At 69.1% G+C, this 25,460-nt stretch carries 24 protein-coding genes and 1 riboswitch; of the genes, 10 read left to right on the top strand and 14 right to left on the bottom strand.

Going from position 1 to position 25,460, the window contains the following annotated elements:
* Nucleotides 1-19: 19 nt before the first annotated feature.
* The gene (locus RBS60_RS11755) at nt 20-691 is read right to left on the bottom strand and encodes a uracil-DNA glycosylase (RefSeq protein WP_307957846.1); all 672 of its coding nucleotides are present in this window, start codon (nt 689-691) and stop codon (nt 20-22) included.
* Between the two features lie 243 nt (nt 692-934).
* Here RBS60_RS11755 and RBS60_RS11760 point away from each other — a divergent pair, with 243 nt between their 5' ends.
* The 4 genes from RBS60_RS11760 to groL all read left to right on the top strand — a co-directional run bounded on the left by RBS60_RS11760 (nt 935) and on the right by groL (nt 5,130).
* Nucleotides 935-1,351 (top strand): DUF3263 domain-containing protein, encoded by a 417-nt coding sequence (locus RBS60_RS11760; protein WP_374049268.1) that lies wholly within the window; start codon nt 935-937, stop codon nt 1,349-1,351.
* Between the two features lie 51 nt (nt 1,352-1,402).
* Nucleotides 1,403-2,020, top strand: a complete 618-nt coding sequence (locus RBS60_RS11765) for a LytR C-terminal domain-containing protein (RefSeq protein ID WP_307957744.1) — start codon at nt 1,403-1,405, stop codon at nt 2,018-2,020.
* The gene (locus RBS60_RS11770; protein ID WP_307957745.1) at nt 2,020-3,261 is read left to right on the top strand and encodes an ABC transporter substrate-binding protein; all 1,242 of its coding nucleotides are present in this window, start codon (nt 2,020-2,022) and stop codon (nt 3,259-3,261) included. Before RBS60_RS11765 ends, RBS60_RS11770 begins: the two co-directional genes overlap by 1 nt.
* A gap of 240 nt (nt 3,262-3,501) precedes the next feature.
* Complete coding sequence (groL, locus tag RBS60_RS11775; RefSeq protein ID WP_307957746.1) at nt 3,502-5,130, top strand: chaperonin GroEL; 1,629 nt, start codon at nt 3,502-3,504, stop codon at nt 5,128-5,130.
* A 256-nt stretch (nt 5,131-5,386) separates the two neighbouring features.
* On the opposite strand, the gene RBS60_RS11780 is transcribed toward groL, so the two are convergent.
* The 6 genes from RBS60_RS11780 to RBS60_RS11805 form a co-directional block, all read right to left on the bottom strand.
* On the bottom strand, nt 5,387-5,929 hold the full coding sequence (locus RBS60_RS11780) for a GNAT family protein (protein WP_307957747.1): 543 nt from the start codon (nt 5,927-5,929) through the stop codon (nt 5,387-5,389).
* A gap of 12 nt (nt 5,930-5,941) precedes the next feature.
* Nucleotides 5,942-6,937 carry a ribonuclease HI family protein gene (locus tag RBS60_RS11785; protein WP_307957748.1) on the bottom strand — a complete coding sequence of 332 codons (996 nt, stop codon included), beginning with the start codon at nt 6,935-6,937 and terminating at the stop codon, nt 5,942-5,944.
* A 122-nt stretch (nt 6,938-7,059) separates the two neighbouring features.
* Nucleotides 7,060-7,350 carry a WXG100 family type VII secretion target gene (locus RBS60_RS11790; protein WP_307957749.1) on the bottom strand — a complete coding sequence of 97 codons (291 nt, stop codon included), beginning with the start codon at nt 7,348-7,350 and terminating at the stop codon, nt 7,060-7,062.
* Between the two features lie 126 nt (nt 7,351-7,476).
* Nucleotides 7,477-9,048: a HAMP domain-containing sensor histidine kinase gene (locus tag RBS60_RS11795; protein ID WP_307957750.1), complete on the bottom strand. Its 1,572-nt coding sequence runs from the start codon at nt 9,046-9,048 to the stop codon at nt 7,477-7,479.
* Nucleotides 9,049-9,050: 2 nt separating this feature from the next.
* Nucleotides 9,051-9,755, bottom strand: a complete 705-nt coding sequence (locus tag RBS60_RS11800) for a response regulator transcription factor (protein WP_374049269.1) — start codon at nt 9,753-9,755, stop codon at nt 9,051-9,053.
* Nucleotides 9,742-10,272 (bottom strand): MarR family winged helix-turn-helix transcriptional regulator, encoded by a 531-nt coding sequence (locus RBS60_RS11805; RefSeq protein ID WP_307957752.1) that lies wholly within the window; start codon nt 10,270-10,272, stop codon nt 9,742-9,744. The genes RBS60_RS11800 and RBS60_RS11805 overlap by 14 nt, the downstream gene beginning before the upstream one ends.
* A 41-nt stretch (nt 10,273-10,313) precedes the next feature.
* Here RBS60_RS11805 and RBS60_RS11810 point away from each other — a divergent pair, with 41 nt between their 5' ends.
* On the top strand, nt 10,314-10,568 hold the full coding sequence (locus tag RBS60_RS11810) for a hypothetical protein (protein ID WP_307957753.1): 255 nt from the start codon (nt 10,314-10,316) through the stop codon (nt 10,566-10,568).
* Between the two features lie 14 nt (nt 10,569-10,582).
* On the opposite strand, the gene RBS60_RS11815 is transcribed toward RBS60_RS11810, so the two are convergent.
* The 6 genes from RBS60_RS11815 to RBS60_RS11840 all read right to left on the bottom strand — a co-directional run bounded on the left by RBS60_RS11815 (nt 10,583) and on the right by RBS60_RS11840 (nt 20,039).
* Nucleotides 10,583-12,520 carry a multicopper oxidase family protein gene (locus RBS60_RS11815; protein ID WP_307957754.1) on the bottom strand — a complete coding sequence of 646 codons (1,938 nt, stop codon included), beginning with the start codon at nt 12,518-12,520 and terminating at the stop codon, nt 10,583-10,585.
* Nucleotides 12,521-12,545: 25 nt separating this feature from the next.
* A complete protein-coding gene (locus RBS60_RS11820; RefSeq protein WP_307957755.1) occupies nt 12,546-13,007 on the bottom strand; it encodes a DUF6220 domain-containing protein in 462 nt (153 codons plus the stop codon).
* A gap of 266 nt (nt 13,008-13,273) precedes the next feature.
* Complete coding sequence (locus RBS60_RS11825) at nt 13,274-15,400, bottom strand: hypothetical protein (protein WP_307957756.1); 2,127 nt, start codon at nt 15,398-15,400, stop codon at nt 13,274-13,276.
* Nucleotides 15,401-15,563: 163 nt separating this feature from the next.
* Nucleotides 15,564-17,279 carry a DNA repair helicase XPB gene (locus tag RBS60_RS11830; protein ID WP_307957757.1) on the bottom strand — a complete coding sequence of 572 codons (1,716 nt, stop codon included), beginning with the start codon at nt 17,277-17,279 and terminating at the stop codon, nt 15,564-15,566.
* 85 nt (nt 17,280-17,364) lie between these two features.
* Nucleotides 17,365-19,758 (bottom strand): helicase-associated domain-containing protein, encoded by a 2,394-nt coding sequence (locus tag RBS60_RS11835; RefSeq protein ID WP_307957758.1) that lies wholly within the window; start codon nt 19,756-19,758, stop codon nt 17,365-17,367.
* Nucleotides 19,758-20,039, bottom strand: a complete 282-nt coding sequence (locus tag RBS60_RS11840) for a hypothetical protein (RefSeq protein WP_307957759.1) — start codon at nt 20,037-20,039, stop codon at nt 19,758-19,760. The genes RBS60_RS11835 and RBS60_RS11840 overlap by 1 nt, the downstream gene beginning before the upstream one ends.
* A 171-nt stretch (nt 20,040-20,210) precedes the next feature.
* Between RBS60_RS11840 and RBS60_RS11845 the strand changes: the two genes are divergently transcribed.
* Together RBS60_RS11845 and RBS60_RS11850 are read left to right on the top strand one after the other, a co-directional pair.
* A complete protein-coding gene (locus tag RBS60_RS11845) occupies nt 20,211-20,585 on the top strand; it encodes a cold shock domain-containing protein (RefSeq protein WP_307957848.1) in 375 nt (124 codons plus the stop codon).
* 2 nt (nt 20,586-20,587) lie between these two features.
* Nucleotides 20,588-21,115: a DUF3027 domain-containing protein gene (locus RBS60_RS11850; RefSeq protein WP_307957760.1), complete on the top strand. Its 528-nt coding sequence runs from the start codon at nt 20,588-20,590 to the stop codon at nt 21,113-21,115.
* A gap of 134 nt (nt 21,116-21,249) precedes the next feature.
* On the opposite strand, the gene serC is transcribed toward RBS60_RS11850, so the two are convergent.
* Nucleotides 21,250-22,383, bottom strand: coding sequence for a phosphoserine transaminase (serC, locus tag RBS60_RS11855; RefSeq protein ID WP_307957761.1), 1,134 nt, complete (start codon nt 22,381-22,383; stop codon nt 21,250-21,252).
* A 205-nt stretch (nt 22,384-22,588) separates the two neighbouring features.
* Here serC and RBS60_RS11860 point away from each other — a divergent pair, with 205 nt between their 5' ends.
* From RBS60_RS11860 to RBS60_RS11870, 3 genes are all read left to right on the top strand, one after another.
* A complete protein-coding gene (locus tag RBS60_RS11860) occupies nt 22,589-23,284 on the top strand; it encodes a metal-dependent transcriptional regulator (protein ID WP_307957762.1) in 696 nt (231 codons plus the stop codon).
* Nucleotides 23,285-23,692: 408 nt separating this feature from the next.
* A riboswitch (cyclic di-AMP (ydaO/yuaA leader) is annotated at nt 23,693-23,877 on the top strand.
* Nucleotides 23,878-23,959: 82 nt separating this feature from the next.
* Nucleotides 23,960-24,598: an NlpC/P60 family protein gene (locus RBS60_RS11865; protein WP_307957763.1), complete on the top strand. Its 639-nt coding sequence runs from the start codon at nt 23,960-23,962 to the stop codon at nt 24,596-24,598.
* A gap of 101 nt (nt 24,599-24,699) precedes the next feature.
* Complete coding sequence (locus RBS60_RS11870) at nt 24,700-25,443, top strand: NlpC/P60 family protein (protein WP_307957764.1); 744 nt, start codon at nt 24,700-24,702, stop codon at nt 25,441-25,443.
* The last annotated feature ends 17 nt before the right edge of the window (nt 25,444-25,460 follow it).

A 25,460-nucleotide genomic window follows, 5' to 3' on the forward strand; every position in this document is an offset into this window, starting at 1 on the left:
GCTTCGCTCACCCACTGGGTCAGACCCAGCGGACCGGGTCCGCGCCCTGGGCGGCGAGCAGCGCGTTGGCCCGGCTGAAGGGCCGCGATCCGAAGAAGCCCCGGGAAGCGCTCAGGGGAGACGGATGGGCGGAGGCGATGACTGGCGTCGTGCCCAGGAGCGGCGCGACCGACTGGGCGTCCTTGCCCCAGAGGATCGCCACGAGCGGCGCGCCGCGGCCCACGACGGCCCGCACGGCCGCGTCGGTGACCTCCTCCCAGCCGAGCCGGCGATGCGACCCTGCAGACCCGGCCCGCACAGACAGGACTCTGTTCAGGAGCAGCACTCCCTCGTCCGCCCACGGAGAGAGGTCGCCGTTGGCGGGGGCCGGGGCGCCGAGGTCAGAGACGAGCTCGCGGTAGATGTTCGCGAGGCTGCGGGGCAGGGGCCGCACCGAGGCGTCGCACGCGAACGAGAGCCCGATCGCGTGCCCGGGCGTCGGGTAGGGGTCCTGGCCGAGCAGGAGGACCTTGACCCCGCTCAGCGGGCGACTGAACGCCCGCAGAAGGCGGGATGGAGCGGGAAGGATTGCGACGCCGTCGTGCGCCTGGGCCGCGAGCGATCGCAGCGCGGCCCGCAGTGCCGACTCGCAGGGTGCGAGCGCCGGCGCCCACTCGGGGTGCACGAGGCTGGCGAGCGGCTCGCCGGCCATGGCGTCAAGCTCGCGGGCGCTGTCGTCGGGGGACACGGCGCACGACGCCGAGCGGTCGCCGCCCGCGGCCGCCTCGCCGCCGGGGGTGATCGGCAGGTCGAAGAGCGGTTCAGCGTCCATCACGCAAGCCAGTGTGCCAGAAGCTCAGGCGGGAACAAGCAGCGCCTGCCGATACGGGGGAGATAGCGGCGGACATGCCCGGGAGAAATGACATCGCTGTAGTTCGGGCTTACGCTGGAGGGCATGTCGGCAGCTGCACACCACGCCCACGCGCTCGATGAGGCTCGGCTCGATGACGCTCGGCTCGACGACGCTCGGCTCGACGATGCGCCGGAGACGTCGCGCTCCGCAGACGGCCTGAGCGATGCCCTGAGCACGGATGCCCTGAAGGCGGATGCCCTGAAGGCCGAAGGCCTGTCCGAGCGCGAAGTCCAGATGCTCGCGCTCGAGCGCGGGTGGTGGAAGTACGCGGGGGCCAAGGAACAGGCGATCCGCGAGCTGTTCGATCTCTCCGCGACGCACTACTACCAGCTGCTCAACGCCCTGATCGATACCGAGGCGGCGCTGGCCCACGATCCGATGCTCGTGAAACGGTTGCGTAGACTGAGGACGTCGCGGCAGCGTGCGCGCACTGCCCGCCGACTCGGCGGAGGCGCATGACGCTGCGCGCCGTCCCCCCAGCCGGCCACCGACAAGGACCTTGACGCAGGCATGAACATGTACTCCCGCGACGAATTCGATGCAATCCCCGAATCCCCCCGCAGACAGGGCGTGCACCGGACGCGCGGCGAGACGAGCGTCGAGGGCGGCGGCCAGTCCGGGCGCGGCCTCCGCTGGATCCTCGCCGCCGGGCTCATCGCGCTGGTGATCGGCGCCCTGGCCTTCTTCGTGCTGCCCCGGCTCGGCCTCTCGGGCACGACTGCCGCGGCCTCGAGCTCCCAGAAGCCGACTTCCGGCGCCCCGAGCGCTGCGCCCTCCTCGTCGGCCCCCAGCCAAGCGGCGTCATCCGCCGCCCCGCCGCCGTCCGCGAAGACGACTGCGCCGCCAGCGGCGGACAAGACCCTCGAGGTCGGGGTCTACAACGCGACTGCGACTGGGGGGCTCGGCACGCGTGCGGCCACGGCGGCCCGTTCGGCCGGGTGGGCCGTCTCGACCGTCGGCAACTGGGGCGGTGCGCCTGTGAGCGCTTCGGTCGTGTACTACAAGACCGCCGCCCAGGCTGACTCTGCGAAGGCCCTCGCGGCGGACCTCGGCATCGCCACCGTCCAGGAGGCGCCGGCGCTCGGCCTCCCCCTCGCCGTCGTGGTCGGGCCGGGATTCGGCGGCTGATGCAGGTGCGGGGGTCGCGACGGCTGCTGGGCGCGGTGGTGCTTGCGTCCGGGTTGGCCCTGACCTCCTGCACGGCCACCCCGGACGCGCGCAGCGCCACTCCCGCGGCGTCGGGCGACGGCGTGCTGCGCCTCGGCCTGCTGCTCGACTCGACGGGGGACTCGCAGTACCTCAACGATGCCCAGCGCGCCGCCGTTGTCCTCGCGGTCCAGCAGGCCAACGCCGCCGGTGGGTTCGCGGGCAAGCCCGTTGAGCTCCTGCCCGCGGAAATAGGAACCGACACGGCCACCGGTGCCCGAAACCTTGCCAAGGCCGGGGCGGACGCCGTGATCGGCACGACCGACTCGAGCCGTGCACCGAAGGCCATCGACGTCCTCTCGACGGCGAAGATCCCGCTCATCTCGCCCGCCAACGCCTCCGCGGCGCTGAGCACCTACCGCAGCGGCGGGTTCTACTTCCGCACGGCCGCCCCGGAGGGCGCGGAGGGTGCGGCGCTCATCGAGCTCGCCCGGCACTCGGGTGCGAAGAGCGTGGCGATCCTGCGTCAGGCCGGTGGCAAGGCAGAGGCGGATGCTGCCTCCGCGTCCGCCCGGGCTGCGGGTCTCACGGAGTCGGGAAGCGCCGAGTTCACCGGCACCGCGATCGGTTCTGCTGCCGCCGGGGCGAAGGGTGCCGACGCCGTCGTCGTCATCGCGCAGGGCGACGGCCAGCCGATCCTCGCGGCCACGGCGGATGCGGGCATCGCCGGCAGCAAGCTCCTGCTCTCAAGCGGGCTCATCGGCCACTACGGTTCAGCCCTCGCGAACCGGGCGCTCGAGGGCACCCGCGCGGTCGTGCCCGGCGTCTTCCCGACCCCCGAGTTCCAGTCCGCGCTCCTCGAGCATTCACCCGGCCTCAAGGACTTGACCTTCGCCGCCGAGGCGTACGACGCCGCGTCCCTCGCGGTCCTCGCGGCAGGTGAGGCGAAGGACGACGGCGGTGCCTCCATCGCGGCCAAGCTCACGGGCGTTTCGGGCGGGACCGTTCCCGGGCGAAGTCCGATGGAGGCCCGCGAGAAGTGCACAGGCCTTCCCGACTGCCTAGCGCGGCAGGCCCGCGGCGCGACCGTTGACTACGATGGGATGTCCGGCCCGATCGCGTTCGATTCCCACGGGGACATCACGACAGCGCGTTTCCTCGAGTTCGATTTCGGTGCTGACAACCAGCCGCACCGCGTCGGCGAGGTCACGGTCGCGCGATAGCGGCAGTCACTGGCCGCGAGAGCTTGCACTCGGGGTGGGCGAGTGCTAGAAATTGAGTTAGCACTCCTGCGTTCAGACTGCTAACAGCCGAGGCTGCGACCAGTTTGGCCAGGAGACAGGAACACCTCGCTGGGGTGAGGCGTCAGCGGTCCGTGACATCACGGATGGGGGCGCCGGCCGTCGCGGGCGCTGCAGCAGGTGGCCTACCGACAGACACGTCCCGAAAGGACCGAAGCCGTCATGGCCAAGATCATTGCATTCGACGAGGAGGCCCGTCGCGGCCTCGAGCGCGGCCTGAACCAGCTGGCCGACGCCGTCAAGGTCACCCTCGGCCCGCGTGGCCGCAACGTCGTCCTCGAGAAGAAGTGGGGCGCCCCCACGATCACGAACGACGGTGTCTCGATCGCCAAGGAGATCGAGCTCGACGACCCGTACGAGAAGATCGGCGCGGAGCTTGTCAAGGAGGTCGCCAAGAAGACTGACGACGTCGCTGGCGACGGCACCACGACCGCCACCGTCCTCGCCCAGGCCCTCGTCAAGGAAGGCCTCCGCAACGTCGCCGCCGGCGCCGACCCGCTCTCGCTCAAGCGCGGCATCGAGAAGGCCGTCGAGGCAGTCACCGCCGAGCTCCTCGCCTCCGCCAAGGAGATCGAGACCAAGGAAGAGATCGCCGCGACCGCGTCGATCTCCGCCGGTGACACCCAGATCGGTGAGCTCATCTCCGAAGCCCTCGACAAGGTGGGCAAGGAAGGCGTCATCACCGTCGAGGAGTCCAACACCTTCGGCCTCGAGCTCGAGCTCACCGAGGGCATGCGCTTCGACAAGGGCTACCTCTCCGCGTACTTCGTCACGGACGCCGAGCGCCAGGAGACGGTCCTCGAGGACCCGTACATCCTCATCGTCAACTCGAAGATCTCCTCGGTGAAGGACCTCGTCGCGGTTCTCGAGCGCGTGATGCAGGCCAACAAGCCGCTTCTCATCATCGCTGAGGACGTCGAGGGCGAGGCTCTGGCCACGCTCATCGTCAACAAGCTCAAGGGCACCTTCAAGTCCGTCGCCGTCAAGGCCCCGGGCTTCGGCGACCGCCGTAAGGCCATGCTCACCGACATCGCGATCCTCACCGGTGGCCAGGTCATCGCCGAGGAGGTCGGCCTCAAGCTTGAGAACGCCACTCTCGAGCTCCTCGGCCAGGCCCGCAAGATCGTCGTGACCAAGGACGAGACCACGATCGTCGAGGGTGCCGGCGACGCCGACCAGATCGCCGGTCGCGTGGCTCAGATCCGCGCCGAGATCGAGAACTCGGACTCGGACTACGACCGCGAGAAGCTCCAGGAGCGCCTCGCGAAGCTCGCCGGCGGCGTGGCCGTCATCAAGGCGGGCGCGGCCACCGAGGTCGAGCTCAAGGAGCGCAAGCACCGCATCGAGGACGCCGTCCGCAACGCCAAGGCTGCCGTCGAGGAGGGCATCGTTGCCGGTGGCGGCGTGGCCCTCATCCAGGCCGGCGCCAAGGCGTTCGCCAACCTCGCCCTCGAGGGCGACGAGGCGACGGGCGCGAACATCGTCAAGATCGCGATCGAGGCCCCGCTCAAGCAGATCGCCTTCAACGCTGGCCTCGAGCCGGGCGTCGTGGCCGAGAAGGTCCGCGGCCTGCCCGCTGGCCACGGACTGAACGCTGCTACGGGCGTCTACGAGGACCTCCTCGCGGCCGGCGTCAACGATCCGGTCAAGGTGACCCGCTCGGCGCTCCAGAACGCCGCGTCGATCGCCGGCCTCTTCCTCACCACCGAGGCCGTCGTTGCCGACAAGCCGGAGAAGGCCGCTCCGGCCATGCCCGGTGGCGACGACATGGGCGGCATGGGCGGCTTCTAACCCCCATCACCCACTCGTTTCGGGTACGGGTCTCGCGGCGCATCCGGCATATCGGGTACGCCGAGGGATTTGGGAATCACGACGGCGGGGTCACCACTTCGGTGGGGCCCCGCCGTCGGCGTTAACGAACGCCGCCGTTCAGGCACCCGGTTCAGGCACTCTGTTCAGGCACGATGCTGAGAGAGCCAGTGAGGCCTGGGTGGCTGCCTCCCCAGAGTGCGCACCGTGCTGAGATGACCACGCAATCGGATTCGGCTCAGCCGTGCAGGATCCGCTGGAACAGCCGGTGGTCCTGCCACTGTCCGGCGATGCGGAGGTACTGGGGCGCGATCCCATACGGCATGAACCCGTTGCGCAGCAGGACGCGCTGGGACGCGGTGTTGTGCAGGAGTGTACCGGCCTCGATGCGGTGCAGCCCGAGCTCGTCCCTCGCGATCTCGACAGTGGCCGCGACTGCACGGGTCATGATGCCTGCGCCCGTGTGACTCCGCGCTATCCAGTATCCGACGTTCGCGTTCTGGAACGGACCCCGGACGATTGACGAGAGCGTCACCCGGCCGATGGCCCGCCCATCCTCGATGAGGATGAGGGGCATCGCGGCACCGCGGGCCTTCTCCTCGAGGAGCCGCGCGACGGCTTGACGCTGGCCTTCCTCGGTGAAGAAGGACTCGGGACGAACAGGCTCCCACGGCGCCAGATGGCCTCGGTTCTCTGCGAGGGCGTGGGCGAGCTCGGCAGCGTCGCCAGCCTCGAGGACCCGCAGCCGAACGGATGAGGTCAGCTGTCGTTCAGGGCTCACCGCTGGGCGTCCTCAGGCCTCGGGGGTGCCTTGGTGGAAGCGAAGCCGCCAGCGGCTGTCCACGCGCTGCCACAGCGACGAGCGCAGGGCCGCTCCGGTGGAGCCGACGGTTCGGTAGAGGATCTGAAGCAGGTCGTCGGCGAGATGCGTCGCCTCGATGAGCTCGAAGCGGGCCTGCAGTTCGGGGCCCTGGACAAGCTCTTCGATGAGTTCCTCTCGGTCCCAGAGGCGTCCCGAGGCGCCGATCTCTCGATAGTCCGGGTGCAGGAGATAGGCGAGCTGGCCGTAGTCACTGCGTACTTGGGGGTCCAGCAGCTCCTGCTCGAGCTCGACGACGGCCTCCGCATCCCGCGAGCGCCGAGCGTGGGAGGCCTGGGCGTCTGCGGATTCGGGGGAGAGGTCGTCGAAGAGCCCTGCCTGCTCGACGGGAGGTGCGGTCTTGCGCGGCACCGCGGTCTCCGGAGGTGCGGTCTCTCGGGGTAGGGCCCCGCGGCGTGCCGTGGTCTCGCGAGTCTTCGGCGCCGCGACAGCCGCGGCGCCGACTCCCTGGAAACCCGGACCCTCCGCGGCGGCCCTGCCGGATTGGAACGCGAGGGCCACGGCCCGGGCCTTGTCGTCGGCGGCCTCGTTGAGGGGGTGGCCGGCGTGGCCCTTGACCCACTCGAACGCGTAGGTCCGCCCGGCAAGTTCCTGGTCGATCTGCAGGAGGAGGTCGACGTTGAGCACCGGCTTGCCGTCGGCCTTCTTCCAGCCGCGGCGCTTCCAGCCCGGCATCCACTTCGTGACGCAGTTGATCACGTACTGGCTGTCGCAGAGGATGAGCAGCGGTTCGTCAGCCATATGGGCTGTGGAACGGAAGAGGTCGAGGACGGCCATGAGTTCGCCCTGGTTGTTGGTGCCATGGGGCCAGCCGCCAGCGTGCCAGTGCTCGTCATCGACATACCAGGCCCAGCCTGCGGGTCCGGGGTTGCCGAGGGCGGATCCGTCTGCGGCGGCGGTAATGGTCATGGGTCCATCCTGCCAGAGCACACCGACGGTCTTCGGTCTCTGTACTGCCCCGCAGCCCTGCCCAGCGTCAGGGGCGGGTCTGCGGGGCAGGGCTACCCGGATGGCCAGCCTGACTCCAGCGGTCAGCCCGCGAAGCGCTGGGCGTTGCTCGTCTCGATCTCGCCGTACGCGCTGCCGGCGTTCCGCAGTGCCGAGCCGATCTGGCCCAGCGAGGCCTCGACCTGCGCCTGAGTGCGTGCCCAGTCCGCGACGAGCGCCTGGAAGCTGTTCGAGGCGTGGCCCTCCCAGCTCGCGCGAAGCGTCTCGAGGTTGTTGCGCATGGCCTGGACTTCTGCGCGCACGCGCTCGGACGTTGCGAGCACTGCCTGTGCGCTCGAGTCGATTGCCTCGGTGTCCACCTTCATGATTGCCATGGTCCTCGTACCTTCCCTCGGGGTATCACGGCCGTTCTGTGCCGTCCCCTCGACCTTAGGAAAGCCGGGGTGCCCCCGCAGCAGGAGAGTTCCGTATGTGGATAACTGGTGAAGGCGAGTCCAGAGTCACGCGGGCAGGCTGCCCGAGCCTCCGCGCGCCGTCGTGGGTTCGGAGCCGCCGTCCGCCGAACCGTCGGAACGCTCTGAGTCGGAATCCCCGTCCATCCCGGCGGGAGACTCGGACGGGCGCTCGGGCACAGCGGCATACGGCATCTCGATCACGAACGTGGAGCCGCCGCCGTCGGTCTGCTGGTACCGGACCGTGCCGTGCTGCGAGCCGACGATGGCCGCGACGATGGCGAGCCCGAGGCCGGTGCCCCCCGTCTCGCGGTTGCGCGAGGTGTCCGCGCGGTAGAACCGCTCGAAGATCTTCGCGGCGTCCTTCTCATCGATCCCGGGCCCGTGGTCGCGCAGTTCGAGGACGGCGACGGAGCGCCCGTCCGTGCTGCGCGTCCCGACCGCCACCTCGAGCGGCGAGCCCTTCGGCGTGTACTGCAGCGCGTTGCCCACAAGGTTCCCCACCACCTGGCGGATCCGGGCCTCGTCGCCGAGCGTGGGCGCGGGCGCGGGGCTGCCGCCGCCGAGGCCTACGAGGCGCACGGTGCGGTCGGGGGCGGTTGCCCTGACATCGACCACGGCGTCGTGGCCCACGGGCAGCAGATCGATCGGCTTGAGAGTGAGTGGGCGCTGCTCGTCGAGTCTGGCCAGCGTGAGCAGGTCCTCGACCATCGTGCCCATGCGCTTCGCCTCGCTCTCGATCCGGCCCATCGCCGTCGAGACGTCATCGTCCGTCGCGAGCGCCCCGTGCCGGTACAGCTCAGAGAAGCCGCGGATGGTCACGAGCGGCGTCCGCAGCTCGTGCGAGGCATCCGAGATGAACCGCCGCATCCGTGATTCCGAGGCCATACGGGCCTGGAACGCCACTTCGATGTGGGCGAGCATCGCGTTCAACGAGGAGGAGAGCCGCCCGAGCTCGGTGCCCGGGGCCTCCTCGTCGACACGTTGGGAAAGGTCGCCTGCTGCGATGGCCGCCGCGGTCTTCTCGACCCGTCGCAGGGGCCGGAACGCACGGGTCACCGTCCACGTGGCGATGAGGAAGACGGACGCGAGCATCACGATCCCGACCCCCGCGGTAAGCGTTAGGGTGTGCTGGATCGCGTCCTCGACATCGGTGAGGGGCAGCGCGATCACGATGGCGGCGGGTGTATTGCTGGCCACGATCCGCACGGGAATAGCGGTGTACCGCCAGTCGATCGAGCTGACCGTTCCGCGGACCTGGCGCACCTCGTCCTGCTGCTGCATCGTCCGCGCCTCGTCGGCCGAGATCGCGGGGATGTCGGGACGCCCCTGCGAGGTGTCCTGCTCGTAGTAGACGCTCGACTGTCCGCCCTCGGGGTAGATGACGAGGACGTAGTCCTGCGGGACGAGCGGGTTCGCGGTCGTCAGGAGGTCGATGTCCTGATTCTTCTTCGCGTAGTCAGAGGCGTTGGTGAGGCGGAGGTCCAGCTGCCCCACGAGGTAGGTGCGCAGCTGGGTGACGGTGGCCGCCGCCGTGAGGAAGATGGCGCCCGTGAGCAGCACCATCATGATCGCGACGAGCTGGGTCCGCAGCGACGCGCTCTTCCACCGGGCCAGCACCTCTAGCGCTTCTCCGCCGTCCGCAGCACGTAGCCCACCCCGCGCTTGGTCTGGATGAGCCCAGGGCCGTTCGCGTCGACCTTGCGGCGCAGGTACGAGATGTACGACTCGACGATCGAGGCGTCGCCGTTGAAGTCGTACTCCCACACGTGGTCGAGGATCTGCGACTTGGACAGCACTCGGTTCGGGTTGAGCATGAGGTAGCGCAGGAGCTTGAACTCGGTGGGGGAGAGGTCGATCGAGACCCCGCCGCGGCGCACCTCGTGCGCGTCATCGTCGAGTTCGAGGTCGTCGACCCGGATCACGGCGTCGTCATCGAGCACGGGCTGGGTGCGCCGCAGGACGGCGCGGATGCGTGCCACGACCTCGTCGAGGCTGAAGGGCTTGGTGACGTAGTCATCCCCGCCCACAGTGAGGCCCTGGACCTTGTCCTCGGTCTCGTCCTTGGCCGTGAGGAAGAGGACCGGGACGTGCCGACCGGCCGCGCGGAGCTTGCGCGTCACCGTGAAGCCGTCCATGTCCGGCAGCATGACGTCGAGGACTACGAGGTCCGGCGACTGCGCCTCCGCCGAAGCCAGCGCCTCGCGCCCGTTCCCGGCCGCCACGACCTCGAACCCCGCGAAGCGCAGCGAGGTCGAGAGGAGCTCTCGGATGTTGGGCTCGTCGTCGACGACGAGGAGTCTGGCTTCGGGTTCAGTCTTCTTCACGCTCACCATGGTGCGCCCGGTTTCTGGCAATTGTCTGGACGTTCGCTGTGTGGTGGTCGCCGGTCTCCTCGGCGACGTCTTGTGGTCTGCTCGGAGCGGACGACGGCGCGCGGTTCCGAGCGGCGATCTCCTCGAGGGCGGCGCGCATCGCCGCATAGCGCGCGGGTCCGATGGAGGCGCTCCACTCCCGCTCGATCTCCGCCACGGTCGCGAGGACCTGCTCCGCAAGTCGCCGGCCCGCCGCGGTGCGTCGGATCACCTTGGCCCGGGAGTCGTCCGGGTCCGCCGCGAGGGAAACGAAGCCCCGTTTCTCGAGGATCGCCGCGAACTGGCCGGCTCCGGCCTTGCTCATGGCGGCGCGCCCGGCCATCTCGCCGAGCCGCACGCCGTCGTCCGGGACGCGCGTGAGGAAGCGGAGCTGCGACGCCCGAAGCCCGCCCCAGTCGGAGGCCTCCTGCAGTTCCGCACGGAACACATCGAAGACTGCACCGATGAGGTTCGCGATGTTCTCCGTCATCGCCCTAGCCTAGACAAAAGTAAACGTGGTTTACTAATCGCATGAAAGCGCTTGAGGCCACCATCGAGGACCAGCTCGCGCGCCTGGGCCGCGCCGGACTCGACGATGAGGACGCGCGGTTCCCACCCGACGTCGTGCGCCGCGGCCACGTCCTCTCGATGGCGATTTTCAGTGGGCTCAGCGCGCTGGCCCCGCAGGAGCTCGCGGCCGGCGACTCTCCCGAGCTGAGGGCGCGTCTGGCCCATCGCGCCGGGATGGCCCGCGCCCTCATGGACGCCGTCGACGCGCTCGGCTAGCAGCCCCGTCCGCATCACTCGGGCCGGTTCGCCGAGGATGCGTCGTGGCTGAACGGCGTCCCGACTCCCTCGTACGCGAGATGGAACACCATGCCGTCCCGCGCGTGGCTGAGGTTGTGGCAGTGGTCCATCCAGATCCCGGGGTTGTCGGCCGTCAGGAGCACCGTCCAGACCTGGCCCGGGCGCACCTCGAGGCTGTCCATCCGCAGGTCCGCGGCGACCGCCCGTCCGTCGATGCTGACCACGCGCACGTGGTGTCCGTGCGGGTGCATCGGGTGGATGTCGTCGCTGCGGTTGACGATCGTCACGAGTACGTTCTCGCCGTCGTGGACGACGAGTGGCGGGATGTTGGGATAGACGGCGCCGTTGATCGTGAATGCGAACTTCGGGGTGCCGTCGACGAACCGCAGGAGGTGGTCCGCGGTGTAGGTGGCCGTCGCGTCGGCGTGCGGGACGGGCGACGCCGCCGGCGCGCCGTACGCCGCAAGGTCGAGTTCGGTTCCCCCTCCGAAGCGCGGCGCGGACGACGGCGCGGGGTCGCCCGGCGGAATGAGGGCGAGGGCACCGCCGTGGGAACCTTCCGCCGTGATCCACACCGGGTGGTCCGGCATGGTGAGCACCACGTCGTAGCGCCCGCCCGCGGCGAGGGGCAAGACCGTCCCGGCCAGTTCCGCGCCGCCGGCGAGGTCCCCGCCGTCGACCGCCGAGAGCCGGAAGCCGGACCCCGCTACACCGAACCGCTGCGTGAGCTGGTCCGTGTTGATGAGCCGCACGCGCACCGGGGTCCCCGGTGCCACCGTCTCGGACCAGGCCCCCGCGTGCGAGCCGAACAGGGTGGCGCCTGCGATCGAGTGCACGGGGACGGTCAGGTCCTTCACTCCCGGAGCGGGCCCGCCGGGCGGGTCCACGACGAGCGCGCCGTAGAGGCCGAGGGGCACGTCCGCCGAGCCGTTCTGGTGGGTGTGGTACCAGTACGTCCCGGTCTGGGCGGCGGCGAACTCATAGGTGAACGACTGACCCGGCATGACGGCGTCCTGGGTTACGCCCGGCACGCCGTCCATCGCGTTGGGCACGTCGTAGCCGTGCCAGTGGAGCGTCACGCCGTCCGCCACGGAGTCGTTGACGAGGGTCACGCGCACGGTCTCCCCTTGGACCGCCCTCAGCTCGGGGCCGGGGAGCGAGCCGAAGGTGAGGGCATCGACGGTGCTGCCGTTGTCGAGAGTGACCTTCCCGCTGCGTGCATGGAGGGTGAACTCGCGCACCGGTCCGCTGGTCTGGGATCCCCTGAGGGCGTCCACGCTCCGGTTGGCGTGAGGCGAACTCGCCGCGGGCCCCGTGGAAGACATGCCCGAGTGGCCGTCCATCTCGTGGAACGACGACGGAGCGCCGCCCCGGCTGTCCATCCATGCGACCGCGAGCGAACCGACGAGGATGGCCACACTTAGGGTCCCGAGGGCCGGTACCGCCCGGTGACGCCATCCCTTCGCTAGGCCCGCTGCGACCGCGCCCGTTGCGAGCAGGGCCAGAGCCCCGAGAACGGCGACTGGGAGCCAGCCCGCCGGGGTGCCCAGAGTCAGGACGGCGAGGAGGCCCGCCGTGGTCAATGAGCTCGCCGCCGCCAGCGCGCTGAGCTGCCGGCCGTGCCGTTCCGGCCCCGTGAGACGCGGGAGCACCAGTGCGGCGAGGCCGGCCAGGCAGCCGGGGGCGGTGAGGGCTGTGGCTCCGAGGAGGCGGTCGCCCACGAGCGCCGATGGCCCTCCGAAGAGGACTGCCAGCCGACCGGCGCCTATCAGGACGCCGAGGGTCCCGACGGCGTCGGGAGCCCACCGCGGGACCCAGCCCGGCGCCGTCGTGCGTGTGAGGGCAAGGCCCGCTGCGAGGGCGGTCCCCCACGCCGCGGCGCAGGCCGCGGCGAGGAGGAGGTCGACGCCGAGGACTGCTGAGGCGGGCATCGGCTCTCTGTCCGGGTGCTCGGTGTCAGGCGGCAGGGGCCTGAGCGCTGATCTTCTCCGGCCGTGTCACCGAGCCGGTCCTGTCGAGGCGCCGAGCGCGCAGGAGGAGCCAGTAGCAACTGAAGATGATCAGCAGCCCGGTGACGGCGTGGGTCGCGACTGCCCAGGCGCCCGGGATGCTTGGGTTGTCCGGGCCGGCCCCGGTCAGCATGCCGCCGACGATGAAGACGAGCAGCTGGACCCACGTCAGGAGGAAGATCCCGACGGTGAGCCAGATGGTGTTCTTCCCGGCCCTCGCGAGGGCCGCGACCAGAATCGTCAGGAGGGCGAGCGAGCGCAGGACGACCTGGCCGTTGAAGGCGTGGTAGTCGAACGAGGCGTGATTCGGGATGAGATCGAGGGCGAAGGTGCCGAATGCGGCGAGGTAGAGCTGGACGATCGTGTCGAGGAAGAGGAGGGCGGAGACGGCGAGGAATGCCTTGCGCATGGGAGGACCCCTTGAGGGTGTGGGTGTACGCCGGAAATGGACCGAAATGGTGAGTCCTCTCGCCCCGGTCAGGGCGCCCCGTGAAGACTCTGCAATGTCCCGTCAGCGCTTTCAGGATAAGCGTGACCCGTAGCCCTGTAAAGAAGGTTTAGCTAATTGGTGGATTATTTGTCGGTGCTTGGAATCAACGCCCCCGGAGACAAGACAGCGTCCCCGGCCGCGGGCCGGGGACGCTGTCCTTGGTGAGGCTGTGTTACGAGCTTGGCTCAGCCGTTGTTGATGGTGAAGTTCTCAGTGCCGCACGCGGACGTGGCGGCCTGGTTGTTGGCGTCTCCTGAATACGTTGACATCCAGCGCCATGTTCCTACCGAAGTGGCAAGGAATGTGGAGTTGGTGGTGGTGTAGGTATTGTTGCCGTTGTTGACGCTGACTGTTTGGGACAGCGCTGGAGCTGCCGAGCAGGTCGCGTCGCTGGGGGCGTACAGGTTGAAGGTGATGGTCCCCGTGGGATTGAATCCGCCCGTCAGCGTGAAGCTGTCGTTCGGGATCAGATTCTGAGCCGTGGACTCGCCTGGCTGCGCTTTGTTCACCACGAGGTGCTCGTCCGTGCAGGTGCTCGTGGCTCCGTTGTTGAAGGCATCACCGGTGTAGACCGCCTGCCAGAAGTAGTCACCGGCGGTGTTGAATGCGAGATCATTCGAATTCGGAACGATCCCGTTGGTTACGGTCACCGTCCCCGCGTCCCGAGCACCTGCCGAGCACTTGTTGTCGGTGTAGACCGTGTACGTCACGCTGCCGCCCGCCGTGGATGTCGCGCCAGTCAGTGCCGCGGAATCATGGACGGAGCCGCCGACAGTGATCGAAGTGGCCGAAAGCGTGGTGGCAATGGTGGGCTTTGTCTTGACCACGAGTTGCTCGGACGTGCAGGGGCTCGTGGCGCCGTTGTTGTTGGCGTCGCCGCTGTAGGCCGCCTGCCAGAAGTAGGTTCCCGCGGTGTTGAACGTGACGTCGTTCGAGTTGGGGACGCTACCGGCGGTGACGGTCACTGTCCCCGCATCCGAGACTTTCACCGAGCAGGCGTTGTCGCTGAACACCGAGTAGGTCACTGTGCCGCCAGCATTGGCCGATGCGCCGCTGAGTGTGGCGGAATCATGGGCGGAGCTGCCTGCGGTAATGGTTGTGGCGGAGAGCGTAGTCGCGATGGTGGGACTGTTCGTGTAGTGATTCGTGTACGTGCAGACCACGTTCTCTGTGTTAGCTAAGGCGATCGACACCATCTGGCCAGTTGTCGTCACGTGGGTGTTTGGGTCACACACAACGTCAACGAAGTTCCATGGTGCCGACTGTGTGCCTTCACTGACGGTGTAGGTGGCAGATGGAAGCGAAGCGAACGCTTGCACCCCGCCGGACTGCAGGCTGAACGCGTTGCCCGTCGCCTTCAGGTTTGGAGAGGTCGTGTACGCGAACGATGTCTTGTCCCCGGCGGGAGCGTTCTGGGTCACCTTCTTGATCGTGATGCTTCCGCAGTTGCTGATGTTGACGGCGATGGGTGCGATGAAGTCCTTGATCTCCGCGGTGAACGACGACGATGACCGACTCTTGACGAACGCGCTGCCGAATGCCTCGCATGTCCCCGGGGGAATTACCCCGGCTGCGGTCAGGTCAATCGCTGCCTCTCCGAACAGGCCGACGCCCAGGTTCTGGTTCGCGATCGGATCGGTCACCTGAACGGTATTGACGGCGCCTTGAGAGACTGTCCCGTTGAGGACGAGGTGGTTGCCCCAGCAGGGCAAGGCATTCGCGGAGTAACATTGGCCCACGGTGTTGCCTGCCGCGGCTGTGAGCCACGTGTTGATGCCAAGAGTCGGCGTGCCGCTGCCTCCGAAGTCGTAGGAGACCAAGAGGTCACCGGCCGTCCGGTTGAGGGTCAGGGGGCCCGTGGTCGTGCCGGTGAATCCCGTGGTCGCCTTCTGGTTGATTTCGAAGTCGAGGTTGGCGTTGCCGATGTTGACCAGGCGTTCCCACGCCAGATAAAGGTAGGTGTGGTTGTTGCTCGCCGTCTCGGAGGCCTCGTAGAACCTCGTGAGATCGTTCTTGTTGGGCGGGATGGAGCCGTCCACAACGGTCACCGCGGAGCTGTCTTCTTTGGTTCCTTGTCCGAACGCGTTGTCGCCGCTGCCTGAAGGTTGATCGATGCCGGTGTGGAGGCCGGCCACATTGGCCCAGTCGGTGTTGCCTGCAGTATCAACGGTCAGGTTCCCGTCCCCGCCTTCGAACGTACTCCCGTTAAGAGGCGGAGGCGGCACTGCGCCCACCGACGCGGTTGCGGTGGCGACGACGAGCGCGCCGGCACCGATTAGCGCAGCCCAACGGCTGCGGTGGATGAGTTTCATTGGAAGTGTGCTTTCGCTGGTGCGAACACGGGTTTCGGCGCGGCCCCCAGCGCCCGCTCCGTGGATCCGCCGTAGCGGAACGAAGACCCCAGCGACGCCAGTGTAGGAGCGGTCACACTCAGATCACAACGAATTCAGATAGCATCCGTCATGACAAAAAAAGTCACGGGATGTCGCGGGCGTCGAGGATCCGATACGCGTATCCCTGTTCCGCGAGGAACCGCTGCCGCTTCGCCGCGAAGTCCTGGTCGAGCGTGTCCCGGGCCACGAGCGCGTAGAACCGCGCCGCGCGTCCATCCGCCTTGGGCCGCAGCAGCCTCCCGAGCCGCTGGGCCTCCTCCTGCCGCGAGCCGAACGAGCCCGAGACCTGGATCGCCACCGACGCCTCGGGCAGGTCGATCGAGAAATTCGCGACCTTCGAGACCACAAGCCTCCGTTCCTCCCCCGCACGGAAAGCGTCGAACAGCCGCTGCCGCTCCTTGACGCTCGTGGCCCCGGTGATGACCGGGGCCCCAATGCGCTCGCCGATCTCCCCGAGCTGGTCGAGGAACTGCCCGATCACGAGCAGCTGCTCGTCCGCGTGCCGGGCCACGAGCCGCTCCACGACGGCCGTCTTGGTCTCGCTCCCCGCGCACAGGCGGTACTTGTCGGCGTCCTCCGCCATCGCGTACGCCATGCGCTCGTCGCGAGGGAGATCGACGCGCACCTCGACGCAGTCGGCAGGCGCGATGTAGCCCTGCGCCTCGATGTCCTTCCAGGGCGCGTCGTACCTCTTCGGCCCGATGAGCGAGAACACCTCGCCTTCGCGGCCGTCCTCGCGCACGAGGGTCGCGGTGAGACCGAGGCGTCGGCGCGCCTGGAGGTCCGCCGTCATGCGGAAGATTGGCGCGGGCAGGAGGTGCACCTCGTCGTAGATGATGAGGCCCCAGTCGTTCTTGTCGAGCAGTTCGAGGTGCGGATACAGCCCGCCGCGCTTGGAGGTGAGGACCTGGTAGGTCGCGATCGTGACCGGACGGACCTCCTTGACGGCGCCCGAGTACTCGCCGATCTCGTCCTCGGTGAGCGAGGTGCGCTTGAGCAGCTCGGAGCGCCACTGCCTCGCGGACACAGTGTTGGTGACGAGGATGAGCGTCGTCGTGGAGGACTGCGCCATCGCGGCCGCGCCCACGAGGGTCTTCCCCGCGCCGCACGGGAGCACGACGACGCCGCTGCCGCCGGCCCAGAAGTTCTCCGCCGCCACCCGCTGGTACGGGCGCAGGGACCATCCGCCGGTCGCGGGCGGCGGGCCGGACGACGCCGGCGACTCCCCGCCGTCGTGTGCGTCACCGGCGGCGGTGGCCGGCACGGTCTCGGTGAGCGCTATCGGGTGCGGGGTGCCGTCGACGTAGCCCGCACGGTCGTCCGCGGGCCAGCCGATCTTGAGCAGCGCCTGCTTGAGCGCGCCGCGTTGGGACGAGAGGACCACGGTGGTCCGCGCGTCGATGCGCGGACCGAGCATGGGCGCGATCTTCTTGGCCCGGTGCACCTCCTCGAGCACCGGGAAATCGTCGGAGCGCAGCACGAGCCCGTGGACGGGATCCTTTTCGAGCCACAGCCGCCCGTAGCGGGACATCGTCTCGTCAATATCGATGAGGAGCGCATGCGGGACGGGGAACCGCGAATAGGTGAGGAGCGTGTTGAGGACGCGCTCGGCGTCGAGCCCGGCGGCGCGGGCGTTCCACAGGCCGAGCGGCGTGAGCCGGTAGGTATGAACGTGCTCGGGGGCGCGTTCGAGCTCGGCGAACGCGGCGATCTCGTGCCGCGCCTCGGTGGCCTGCGGGTGGTCGACCTCGAGCAGGATGGTCTTGTCGCTCTGGACGATGAGGGGTCCGTCGCTCAACTGGGTGACTCCTTCGCATCGGGCCGGGCGGGTACGCAGAACTGGCTCGCGCGGCCCCGATCCGCGGGTCTCCCGGCAGGCCGGGTCAGGCCAGCTCGACGTCGATGATCCGGTGCACGCTCAGGACCCGCTCGGTCTCGCGCTCCGGGTCGAAGACGCGCACGCGTCCCGCCGAGATCGAAACGGGCCGTAGCTCCTCGACGCTCGAGTTGCCGAGCGCGTCGACGATATTCAAGCGTACCGCCCGCTTGAGGCGGATGGCCTTCTGAAGCGTCTCGATGCCCATCGCCGGTGCGGCCTCGTCACCGTTCGGCCCGACCGGGGACTGGGTGCGGAGCACGGCCAGCTGCGCCTCGATGGCGTCGTGGTCCGGGACCGCCGGCCGTGGGGTAGGCACAGGCAACAGGCCCGTCCCACCGCGGCGGCGGAGACGGACCACGGGATCGAGGGATGCATCGACGGCGGGGGAGTGGCCGAGCTCCCGGAGCACATTCGCAACTTCTTGGGGCGAGGCATTGCTCACGAGGACGGTCGGTGCGATCTGCGTGAGTCCGAGATGTCGAGTGGCCGGATCGGCGAGGATCCCGGCGAGGCCGGCGTCGTCGTCGCTCGCAATGAAGCTGCCCGCGCGGCCCACTCGGATGCGGCCGTGCCGCGCGGCGGTGTCGTCGATGAGGTACCTGAGCGGCTGCGGCACTGGGGTCGAGGAGTGCTCCGCGAGGAAGGCATGGATCGAGGCCGCGTCCTCGCCCGCATCCAGCGCGCGGCGCAGGCTTGCATCAGAGAAACGGTAGATCGTGGCGGGGCCGCGGCCCTCCGGGTCGGCGAGGAGGGCCAGCCTGCGGGCCAGGACGGGATCGAGGTAGCCCGGGGCCACTGCTGTGAGGTCAGCCTGGAGGAGGACCTTCTCGACGCCGGCAGGCAGCAAGTCGGCGAGGCATGCCTGGGCGGCGGCATAGTCCTCGCGCAGCACGGCGGTGCCCACATCCGTCAGCGCGCCGGACCCCGTGAAGCCCAGCATCGCCGCCTCGGCCAGGACCGTCTCGAGCAGGCCGCGCAGACGCCGGCCGAGCCGTGGCTGGACCCAGTCGATGCGAGCCCGGATGGAATCGGCGTCGACGACCACGCTGCGGCCGTCCGGCCTCGCGGCCCCTTCCGACAGCTGGTTTGCGACCTCGAGGATCCTGCGGCGAACGAGGGGCGCATCGGAGCGCTGGCCCTCGCCGGATAGCGGAGCAAGCTGGTCGCTCCCCTCCGCGGACATCGCGAGGGAGGGGACGCGCGGCGTGTCCAGCCACGCGGTCGCGAGGATGAGCCACTGCTCAGGCCGCGAGATGGCCAGCCAGGACTCGGCTCCCGTGGCGCGCCACGTCGACGTGTCCGGGTCGAGCGTGAGGATGCCGGCCTCGGCCGCGAGCTCGAGTGCGAACACCGTCGGATCGGCGTCGGTTCGCAAGGCCGCTGCGAGCCGGCGGACCTCGCGGGCCCCGACGCCCCCTGCCCGCAGGGTTTCGAGCGGATGCTCGGACACCTGGACGGCGAGGGAGCTCACGGTCCGCAGCACGTCGCCGATCGCCCCGAGGGCGGCGTTGCGGCGGAGGGCGGGGCGCGTCGTCGTGAGCACGGGGGAGGGCGGCATCATCGTCAGGTCCGGCACGATGCGGCCGCCGCGCAGGGTCAGGCCTGCTGGTCTGGCGAGCTCCACGTGCTCATCGTCGAGCGGGACAAGGATGCCGTGGGTCAGGAGCCAGTCGACCGGATTGTCCGTGCGGTGCCCCGGCCTGATGCGGGCCGCAGCGTGCGGGACCGCACCGACTGGCCAATTGGCGAACTTCGCCAGGACCTCTGCCGTGCGGGGCGGCGCTCCGTCGAGCGACTCGGGGAGGGCCGCCCAGCGTTCGAGCGCGTACGCCGCCGCAATGTGATGCTCGACGTGCTGCTGCGTGTCCGGCTGCAGCGCCGTGATGGCATTGACGATCCGCGCCGCATGCTCGGCGAAGATCGGCGAGGCCAGAGCGAGCTCCGTGTACGACCGGCCGAGGCCCGCGGGGTAGCTGCCGAGGACCTCCCGGACCCGGGCGACCGGCTGGTAGTAGCGGCGGCGGCTCCCGGATGCGGAATGGATCGTGTCCGGCGGATCCGCCCGGTACACGAGGGCCAGCTGGGACAGGTTCGCGAGGATGGCCTCGAGGGTTCCGAGGGTCGCGTTCCCCACCGCATGCCGCAGCTCGACGGCGCTCCCGCTCTTGCCCTCGTCCTCGTTGGTGGTCAGGACCAGCGCGTCGAGGACCTGGAGCTCAGGCTTGGTGAGGCCCTCGAGCGCACGCTGGAGGCTCACCCGCGCGCAGGCCCGTGCGGCGAGCGCGGCAAAGTCGGGCACCCCTGGTGTGATGAGGTCGGGGCGAGCCACAAACAGCCGACGGAGCGAGTCGTTGCCCCTCGAGGACAGCTCCTCGGCGAGCGCGCGGATCGACGACACTACCGGCGCCTCCGGTCCATCGCCGAGGCAACGATTGCGAGGCCCATGAGCACGAACGCCACCGGCAGCCCGTAGAGGGCCACGACGCCCACCCACGCCGGCGGGGTGCCACCGGCGGCCGCGAGGCCCAGCGTCACGGCCCACGCAGCGAGTGACACCACCGCGATGACCACGCCGGCCGTCAGGACGCCGCGCCGCCAGCCGGGAGTGGCGCCGCCGCGCGCGCGATCGTCACCGGCAGATGGGTGGAGGAGTCCCCGATGGGGCACAGAAGGCGCCATGGCACCAACCTAACAGCGTGCACGGCGCGGTGCTGGCACCGGCTTCGACTTTGACGGCCGGAGCCGTCACGCAGCGGGAGCCAGTAACCTAGAGGCAGTACAGCATCCCGCTCGTGACTGCGCGCGGCACCAGCGGATTCCTTCGAGTCCTCATAGATGGGGGTTGTGTCAGTGCCCACTGGCAAGGTCAAGTTCTTCGACAAGGCGAAGGGCTTCGGGTTCATCGCCGGCGACGACGGGCAGGAGGTCTTCCTGCCAGGCTCGGCCGTGCCGGCCGAGGCCGAGATCAAGACAGGGTCCAGGCTCGAATACGGCATCGCCGACGGTCGCCGCGGTCCGCAGGCCCTTTCGGTCCGCGTGCTTGAGAAGCTCCCCTCCGTGGCCAAGGCCAAGCGGATGCCCGCCCGCGAGCTCGCGCCCATCGTCCAGGACCTCGTGAGCGTCCTCGACAACCTCTCCGGGCAGCTCTCCAAGGGCAGCTACCCGGAGAAGGGCCACACCATCGCGGCTGCACTGCGCCGCGTGGCCGACGAGCTCGATGCGTAGCCATGACTGACGCCGCTCCCGCCGCCGCTGCTCCCGAAGCCGAGATCGCACGCCCCGCCGCCAAGCGGAAGGCCGGTGTGCCGATCTGGCGCGTCGGCAAGCCGGACTCGATCCTCGCGGCGGCCGTGGACACCGCCCGGGACGCCCTCGCGGCCATTGCCCGGCCCGAGGACATCGGGAGCCACATCGCGGCGAAGAGCGAGGGAGAGCGGGTTGTCACCCACCTCTTCGAGTGCCGACTGCGCGGGTACCGCGGCTGGCAGTGGTTCGTCACGGTGGCCCGGGTCGCGCGCTCCAAGGTGGCAACGGTGAACGAGATCGGCCTCGTACCGTCCGAGGGCTCGCTCCTCGCCCCCGAGTGGCTGCCGTGGTCCGAGCGCATACGCCCGGAAGAGCGCGACGCCGCGGCGCACGGGGATGACGCCGCGCCTGAGGATTCCGAGCAGGATGCTGCCGAGACGCACGACGACGGCGCTGCCGCCACCTCTCACGACGACGGCCCGCAAGGCCCCGACGAGCACGACGACTGAGCGGGAAGCGCCCCACCGCCAGTACGCGGAGCAGAACGTGCGGATCAGAACGCGCGGATCAGAGTGACACGGGCCCCACCTGGAAAGGTGGGGGCCCGTGTCATGCGTCGGCTGCTTCAGGCAGCTGAGCGGGCCTAGCCCTTGAGCTGGCCCACGACCCAGTCGATGGCCTGAGTGAGCTTGGTGACGTCGTCCGGCTCGATCGCGACGAACGTCGCGATGCGCAGCTGGTTGCGGCCGAGCTTGCGGTAGGGCTCGGTGTCCACGATTCCGTTGGCGCGGAGGATCTTGGCGACCTGTGCGGCATCGATGGACTCGTCGAAGTCGACCGTCGCGATGACGTTCGAGCGCTCTTCCGGCTTCTCGACGAACGGCGTGGCGAACGAGGACGCCTCGGCCCACGAGTAGATGCGGCCGGCGGAATCCGCGGTGCGGGCGGTGGCCCAGTCGAGGCCGCCGTTGGCGTTGAGCCACTCGACCTGGTTGTTCAGGCCCACGAGCGTGGTGAGGCTCGGCGTGTTGTACGTCTGGTTGAGCTTCGAGTTGTCGATCGCGGTCTTGAGGTCGAGGAAGTCCGGGATCCAGCGGCCCGACGCCTTGATCTCTTCGGCGCGATCGAGCGCGGCGGGAGAGAACAGCGCGAGCCACAGCCCGCCGTCGGAGGCGAAGTTCTTCTGGGGCGCGAAGTAGTAGACGTCACTCTCGGTGACGTCCACGGGGAGGCCGCCCGCTGCGCTCGTCGCGTCGATGACCACGAGCGAGCCCTCATCCGCGCGCTCGACGCGCTGCACGGGGGCCGCGACGCCGGTCGACGTCTCGTTCTGGGGCCACGCGTAGACGTCGACGCCGGCCTCCGCCTTCGGGGCGGGCCGGGTGCCGGGCTCGGAGACGATGATCGAGGAGGCCTCGAGGAAGGGCGCCTTGTCCGTCGCCTTGGCGAACTTCGAGCCGAACTCGCCGAAGGAGAGGTGCTGGGCCTTGGAACGGACGAGGCCGAACGAGGCGATGTCCCAGAACGCCGTCGACCCTCCGACGCCGAGGATCACCTCGTAGTCCTCGGGGGCCTTGAAGAAGGACTTGAGCCCCTCGCGGACGCTGCCGACCAGGTTCTTGACGGGCGCCTGGCGGTGGGACGTGCCGAGGAGCGCTGCACCGGCCGCGGCGATCGCGTCGACCTGCTCCTTGCGGACCTTGGACGGTCCGGCGCCGAAGCGGCCGTCCGCCGGGAGGAGCTCGGCGGGGATCTTAAGCTGGCTGGTTTCGCTCACGGGGGCGCCTCCTTGGGGGATCCGGGTTGGGGGTGGGGGCCCATGTCCATCCACCCCGGATCAAGTGTGCCGCACCGTCAGGGGACCGTGCGAATTCGTGGCGCCGCCCTGTTCGGGCTAAATCTGAGCAGATCAAAATAAGATAGACTCCGAAGCAAGCGGCCAACCCCGCCGCACGACTCGCCGCCAGGAGCTCGCAACCCGCATGTCCGACCTCATCGATACCACCGAGATGTACCTGCGCACCATCCTCGAGCTTGAGGAGGAGGGGATCACGCCCCTGCGTGCGCGCATCGCTGAGCGGCTTCGGCACTCGGGCCCCACCGTCTCCCAGACCGTGGCCCGCATGGAGCGGGACGGACTCGTGGTGGTCTCCGGGGACAGGCATCTCGAGCTCACGGACATGGGCCGCAAACGGGCCGTCGAGGTCATGCGGAAGCACCGTCTGGCTGAGCGTCTGCTCTCCGACATCATTGGTCTGGATTGGTCCTACGTCCACGACGAGGCGTGCCGGTGGGAGCACGTCATGAGCGAGCGGGTGGAGCGCCGACTGTACGAGCTGCTCGGGAGGCCCACGGAGTCGCCCTACGGCAATCCGATCCCGGGTCTCGAGGAACTCGGCGGCGAGGCCTCGGAGGGCTTCAGTGACGGCATGGTGACCCTCGTCGAGGCCATGGGTGACTATGCGCCCGGCCAGCGCGTTGTTGTCTGCCGCCTCGCGGAGCCGATCCAGGTGGACCCCGAGCTCCTGGCACAGCTGGACGAGGGCGGCATCCGCCCCGGCGCGAAGGTCTCTCTCGAGCGTGTGGGCGACTACATCTCGGTGCGTGTGCCCAGCGTGGACGGTGCCCTCGAGCTGCCGGCCGAGGTTGCTGCCCACGTCTTCGTCGCCGTCAGCTGAGCCGCCGCCCTCTGTTCTGCGGGTTGTCCTGCGGGCTGAACGCACACGGTCTCACACAAAGCAACAAAAACTCTACCCGATGGATAAACCCGGGCGACGACTCGTCTTGTGAGCTGAGTCTCACTAAAGATCACGGAAATATTACGGACAGGAAGCGCCGTGAGCCGTGAGGGAGTCCGCTGGACCGTCCGCCCCGGTGGGTGGCGCTGAGCGCACGACGGCGCCGCTCGCCTTGTGTTCTCGGGCCACGGGCGTCTCTCCGGATCCTCTTGTGGAGTCTCTCGTCCACGCTTGAGAACGCCGTTCCCTCTTTGTAACGGTCGATTTTTTGGCCGTGATCCGAATGTGACTTTTCGTCCGAGGTCGGGTAGGGTCGTCACTGTTCCAGCTCCTACCAAGTTGGAACATCCGGGAAGATCGCCGAGCTCTGCCACTTCCTGGAGCCGTTCGCACATATCCGTCTGGCAGAGGCGGGGGAACCACTTCTGGTCCTCTTCGGAGGGCCTTGGGGTTAAGCAGCCTGGTCCGCCAGGAGGCCGGATACTTTCCATCCGAACCCGACAGCTCACCTCGTAGGCATTGGGAGAGGCTATTTCTGTGTCGACTCGTACGTTGACTGCGCGCCACCGCGCGCCTGTGGCTCGCACGCGTCCCTTTGAGGCCGTTGCGAATGCCATGTCCGACAACGCAGGCACGATCGGTCGCCAGGCGGCCGTCATCGCAGCGGCGTCGGGTCTGATCATCAGCGCTGGGCTTCCCGCCCAGGCAGCGGAAGCCCATCGCGATGCTTCCGCACTCTCCGACGTGGCCAGCGCTTCCGCGCCAAGCGTCGTCGCGTCCAATGAAGCCCAGATCTCGTTCGAGCGCCCCGCGGTCGAGTCGGTCGCAGCCCCGGTCGTCCAGACCACGGCTGCTGCTGCCTCCCAGACCGCACTGACCGCACAGTCGTCCGCGCCCCGCGCGGCCGCCACTGTGAACGCTGCCGGTTCGACCCTTGCAGCCATTGCCTACACGGGCATCGGTCATCCCTACGTCTGGGGTGGCACCACCCCCGCCGGCTGGGACTGCTCTGGCTTCACCCAGTGGGTCTACGCACAGGCTGGCATCAGCATCCCCCGCGTGCAGGCCTGGTCCATCATGACCCCGACTTCCACCCCGCAGCCCGGGGACCTGGTGGTCCAGAACGGCGGTGCCCACGTGGGCATCTACGTCGGCAACGGAATGATGATCAGCGCCCTCAACCCCTCGCAGGGCACGCTGCTCCATGCCGTTGCTGCCACCGGTACGTCGGTCTTCTACACGCTGGGCCACTGAGAACTATCCGCTACTCGGGCGGCGCGGTCCTCTCCTGACTGCGTCGTCCTCTGAAGGCCGACCCCCTGCGGCTTGATGGACACGAAAGAGAGAAATTCCCTATGACCACTCGTGCAGGCATTGCCCGCCACCGCGCGGACAACACCTCCTCGCTGGCCGTCATCGCGAAGGCGGTGACCGACAACGCCGGCGGCGTCGGCCGTCAGGCTGCCGTCATCGCTGCGGCCGGTGGCCTCGTCCTCACCGGCGGCATGGCCGCCAACGCGTCGACTGTCTCCACTCAGCGCGAGGCTTCGGCCCCGGCATCGCTCGACGTCGAGAGCGCCGTCCAGGCTCCGATCTCGGCAGAGGCCACCGCGAGCGTGAGCTTCGAGCGTCCCGCGGTCGAGTCCGTCGCGGCTCCCGTCGTCGAGGCTCCGGCCCCCGTTGCCGCTCCGGCGGCGCAGACGGCAACCACCATCGTCAAGGCCGCCTCGACCACCCCGGCAACGACGCAGGTTCCGGCCTCGTCCTCCGGCATGGGCGCGGCGATCGCCGCTGCGGCCTACGCCCAGCTCGGCGTGGCGCAGGACTGCACGATGCTTGTGACCAACTCCCTGGCCGCCGTCGGCATCCACTACCACGGCTGGCCGGCAGGCTACCTGTCCCTCGGCCGCACGGTGAGCGCCGCCGAGGCGCAGCCGGGCGACCTCGCCTACTACGCCAACGGCGGCATGGGTATGGCCCACATCGCGGTCTACGTGGGCAACGGCATGGCCGTCCACGGTGGCTGGAACGGCGGCACCACGGCGCTCTTCAGCGTCAACGTCGGTTCCGGTCCGGTGTTCATCCGCGTCGGCGGCTGATCACCCCCCGAATTCCG

Origin of the sequence: Sinomonas sp. ASV486 (assembly GCF_030908215.1) — a bacterium.
Lineage (GTDB): Bacteria > Actinomycetota > Actinomycetes > Actinomycetales > Micrococcaceae > Sinomonas > Sinomonas puerhi.

Coding starts and splice junctions, on each gene's coding strand:
- RBS60_RS11755 (WP_307957846.1), bottom strand. CDS start 691: ATGGCCGGCGAGCCGCTCGCCAGCCTCGTGCACCCCGAGTGGGCGCCG.
- RBS60_RS11760 (WP_374049268.1), top strand. CDS start 935: ATGTCGGCAGCTGCACACCACGCCCACGCGCTCGATGAGGCTCGGCTC.
- RBS60_RS11765 (WP_307957744.1), top strand. CDS start 1,403: ATGAACATGTACTCCCGCGACGAATTCGATGCAATCCCCGAATCCCCC.
- RBS60_RS11770 (WP_307957745.1), top strand. CDS start 2,020: ATGCAGGTGCGGGGGTCGCGACGGCTGCTGGGCGCGGTGGTGCTTGCG.
- groL (WP_307957746.1), top strand. CDS start 3,502: ATGGCCAAGATCATTGCATTCGACGAGGAGGCCCGTCGCGGCCTCGAG.
- RBS60_RS11785 (WP_307957748.1), bottom strand. CDS start 6,937: ATGACCATTACCGCCGCCGCAGACGGATCCGCCCTCGGCAACCCCGGA.
- RBS60_RS11790 (WP_307957749.1), bottom strand. CDS start 7,350: ATGGCAATCATGAAGGTGGACACCGAGGCAATCGACTCGAGCGCACAG.
- RBS60_RS11805 (WP_307957752.1), bottom strand. CDS start 10,272: ATGACGGAGAACATCGCGAACCTCATCGGTGCAGTCTTCGATGTGTTC.
- RBS60_RS11810 (WP_307957753.1), top strand. CDS start 10,314: ATGAAAGCGCTTGAGGCCACCATCGAGGACCAGCTCGCGCGCCTGGGC.
- RBS60_RS11815 (WP_307957754.1), bottom strand. CDS start 12,520: ATGCCCGCCTCAGCAGTCCTCGGCGTCGACCTCCTCCTCGCCGCGGCC.
- RBS60_RS11820 (WP_307957755.1), bottom strand. CDS start 13,007: ATGCGCAAGGCATTCCTCGCCGTCTCCGCCCTCCTCTTCCTCGACACG.
- RBS60_RS11825 (WP_307957756.1), bottom strand. CDS start 15,400: ATGAAACTCATCCACCGCAGCCGTTGGGCTGCGCTAATCGGTGCCGGC.
- RBS60_RS11840 (WP_307957759.1), bottom strand. CDS start 20,039: ATGGCGCCTTCTGTGCCCCATCGGGGACTCCTCCACCCATCTGCCGGT.
- RBS60_RS11850 (WP_307957760.1), top strand. CDS start 20,588: ATGACTGACGCCGCTCCCGCCGCCGCTGCTCCCGAAGCCGAGATCGCA.
- RBS60_RS11860 (WP_307957762.1), top strand. CDS start 22,589: ATGTCCGACCTCATCGATACCACCGAGATGTACCTGCGCACCATCCTC.
- RBS60_RS11865 (WP_307957763.1), top strand. CDS start 23,960: ATGTCCGACAACGCAGGCACGATCGGTCGCCAGGCGGCCGTCATCGCA.
- RBS60_RS11870 (WP_307957764.1), top strand. CDS start 24,700: ATGACCACTCGTGCAGGCATTGCCCGCCACCGCGCGGACAACACCTCC.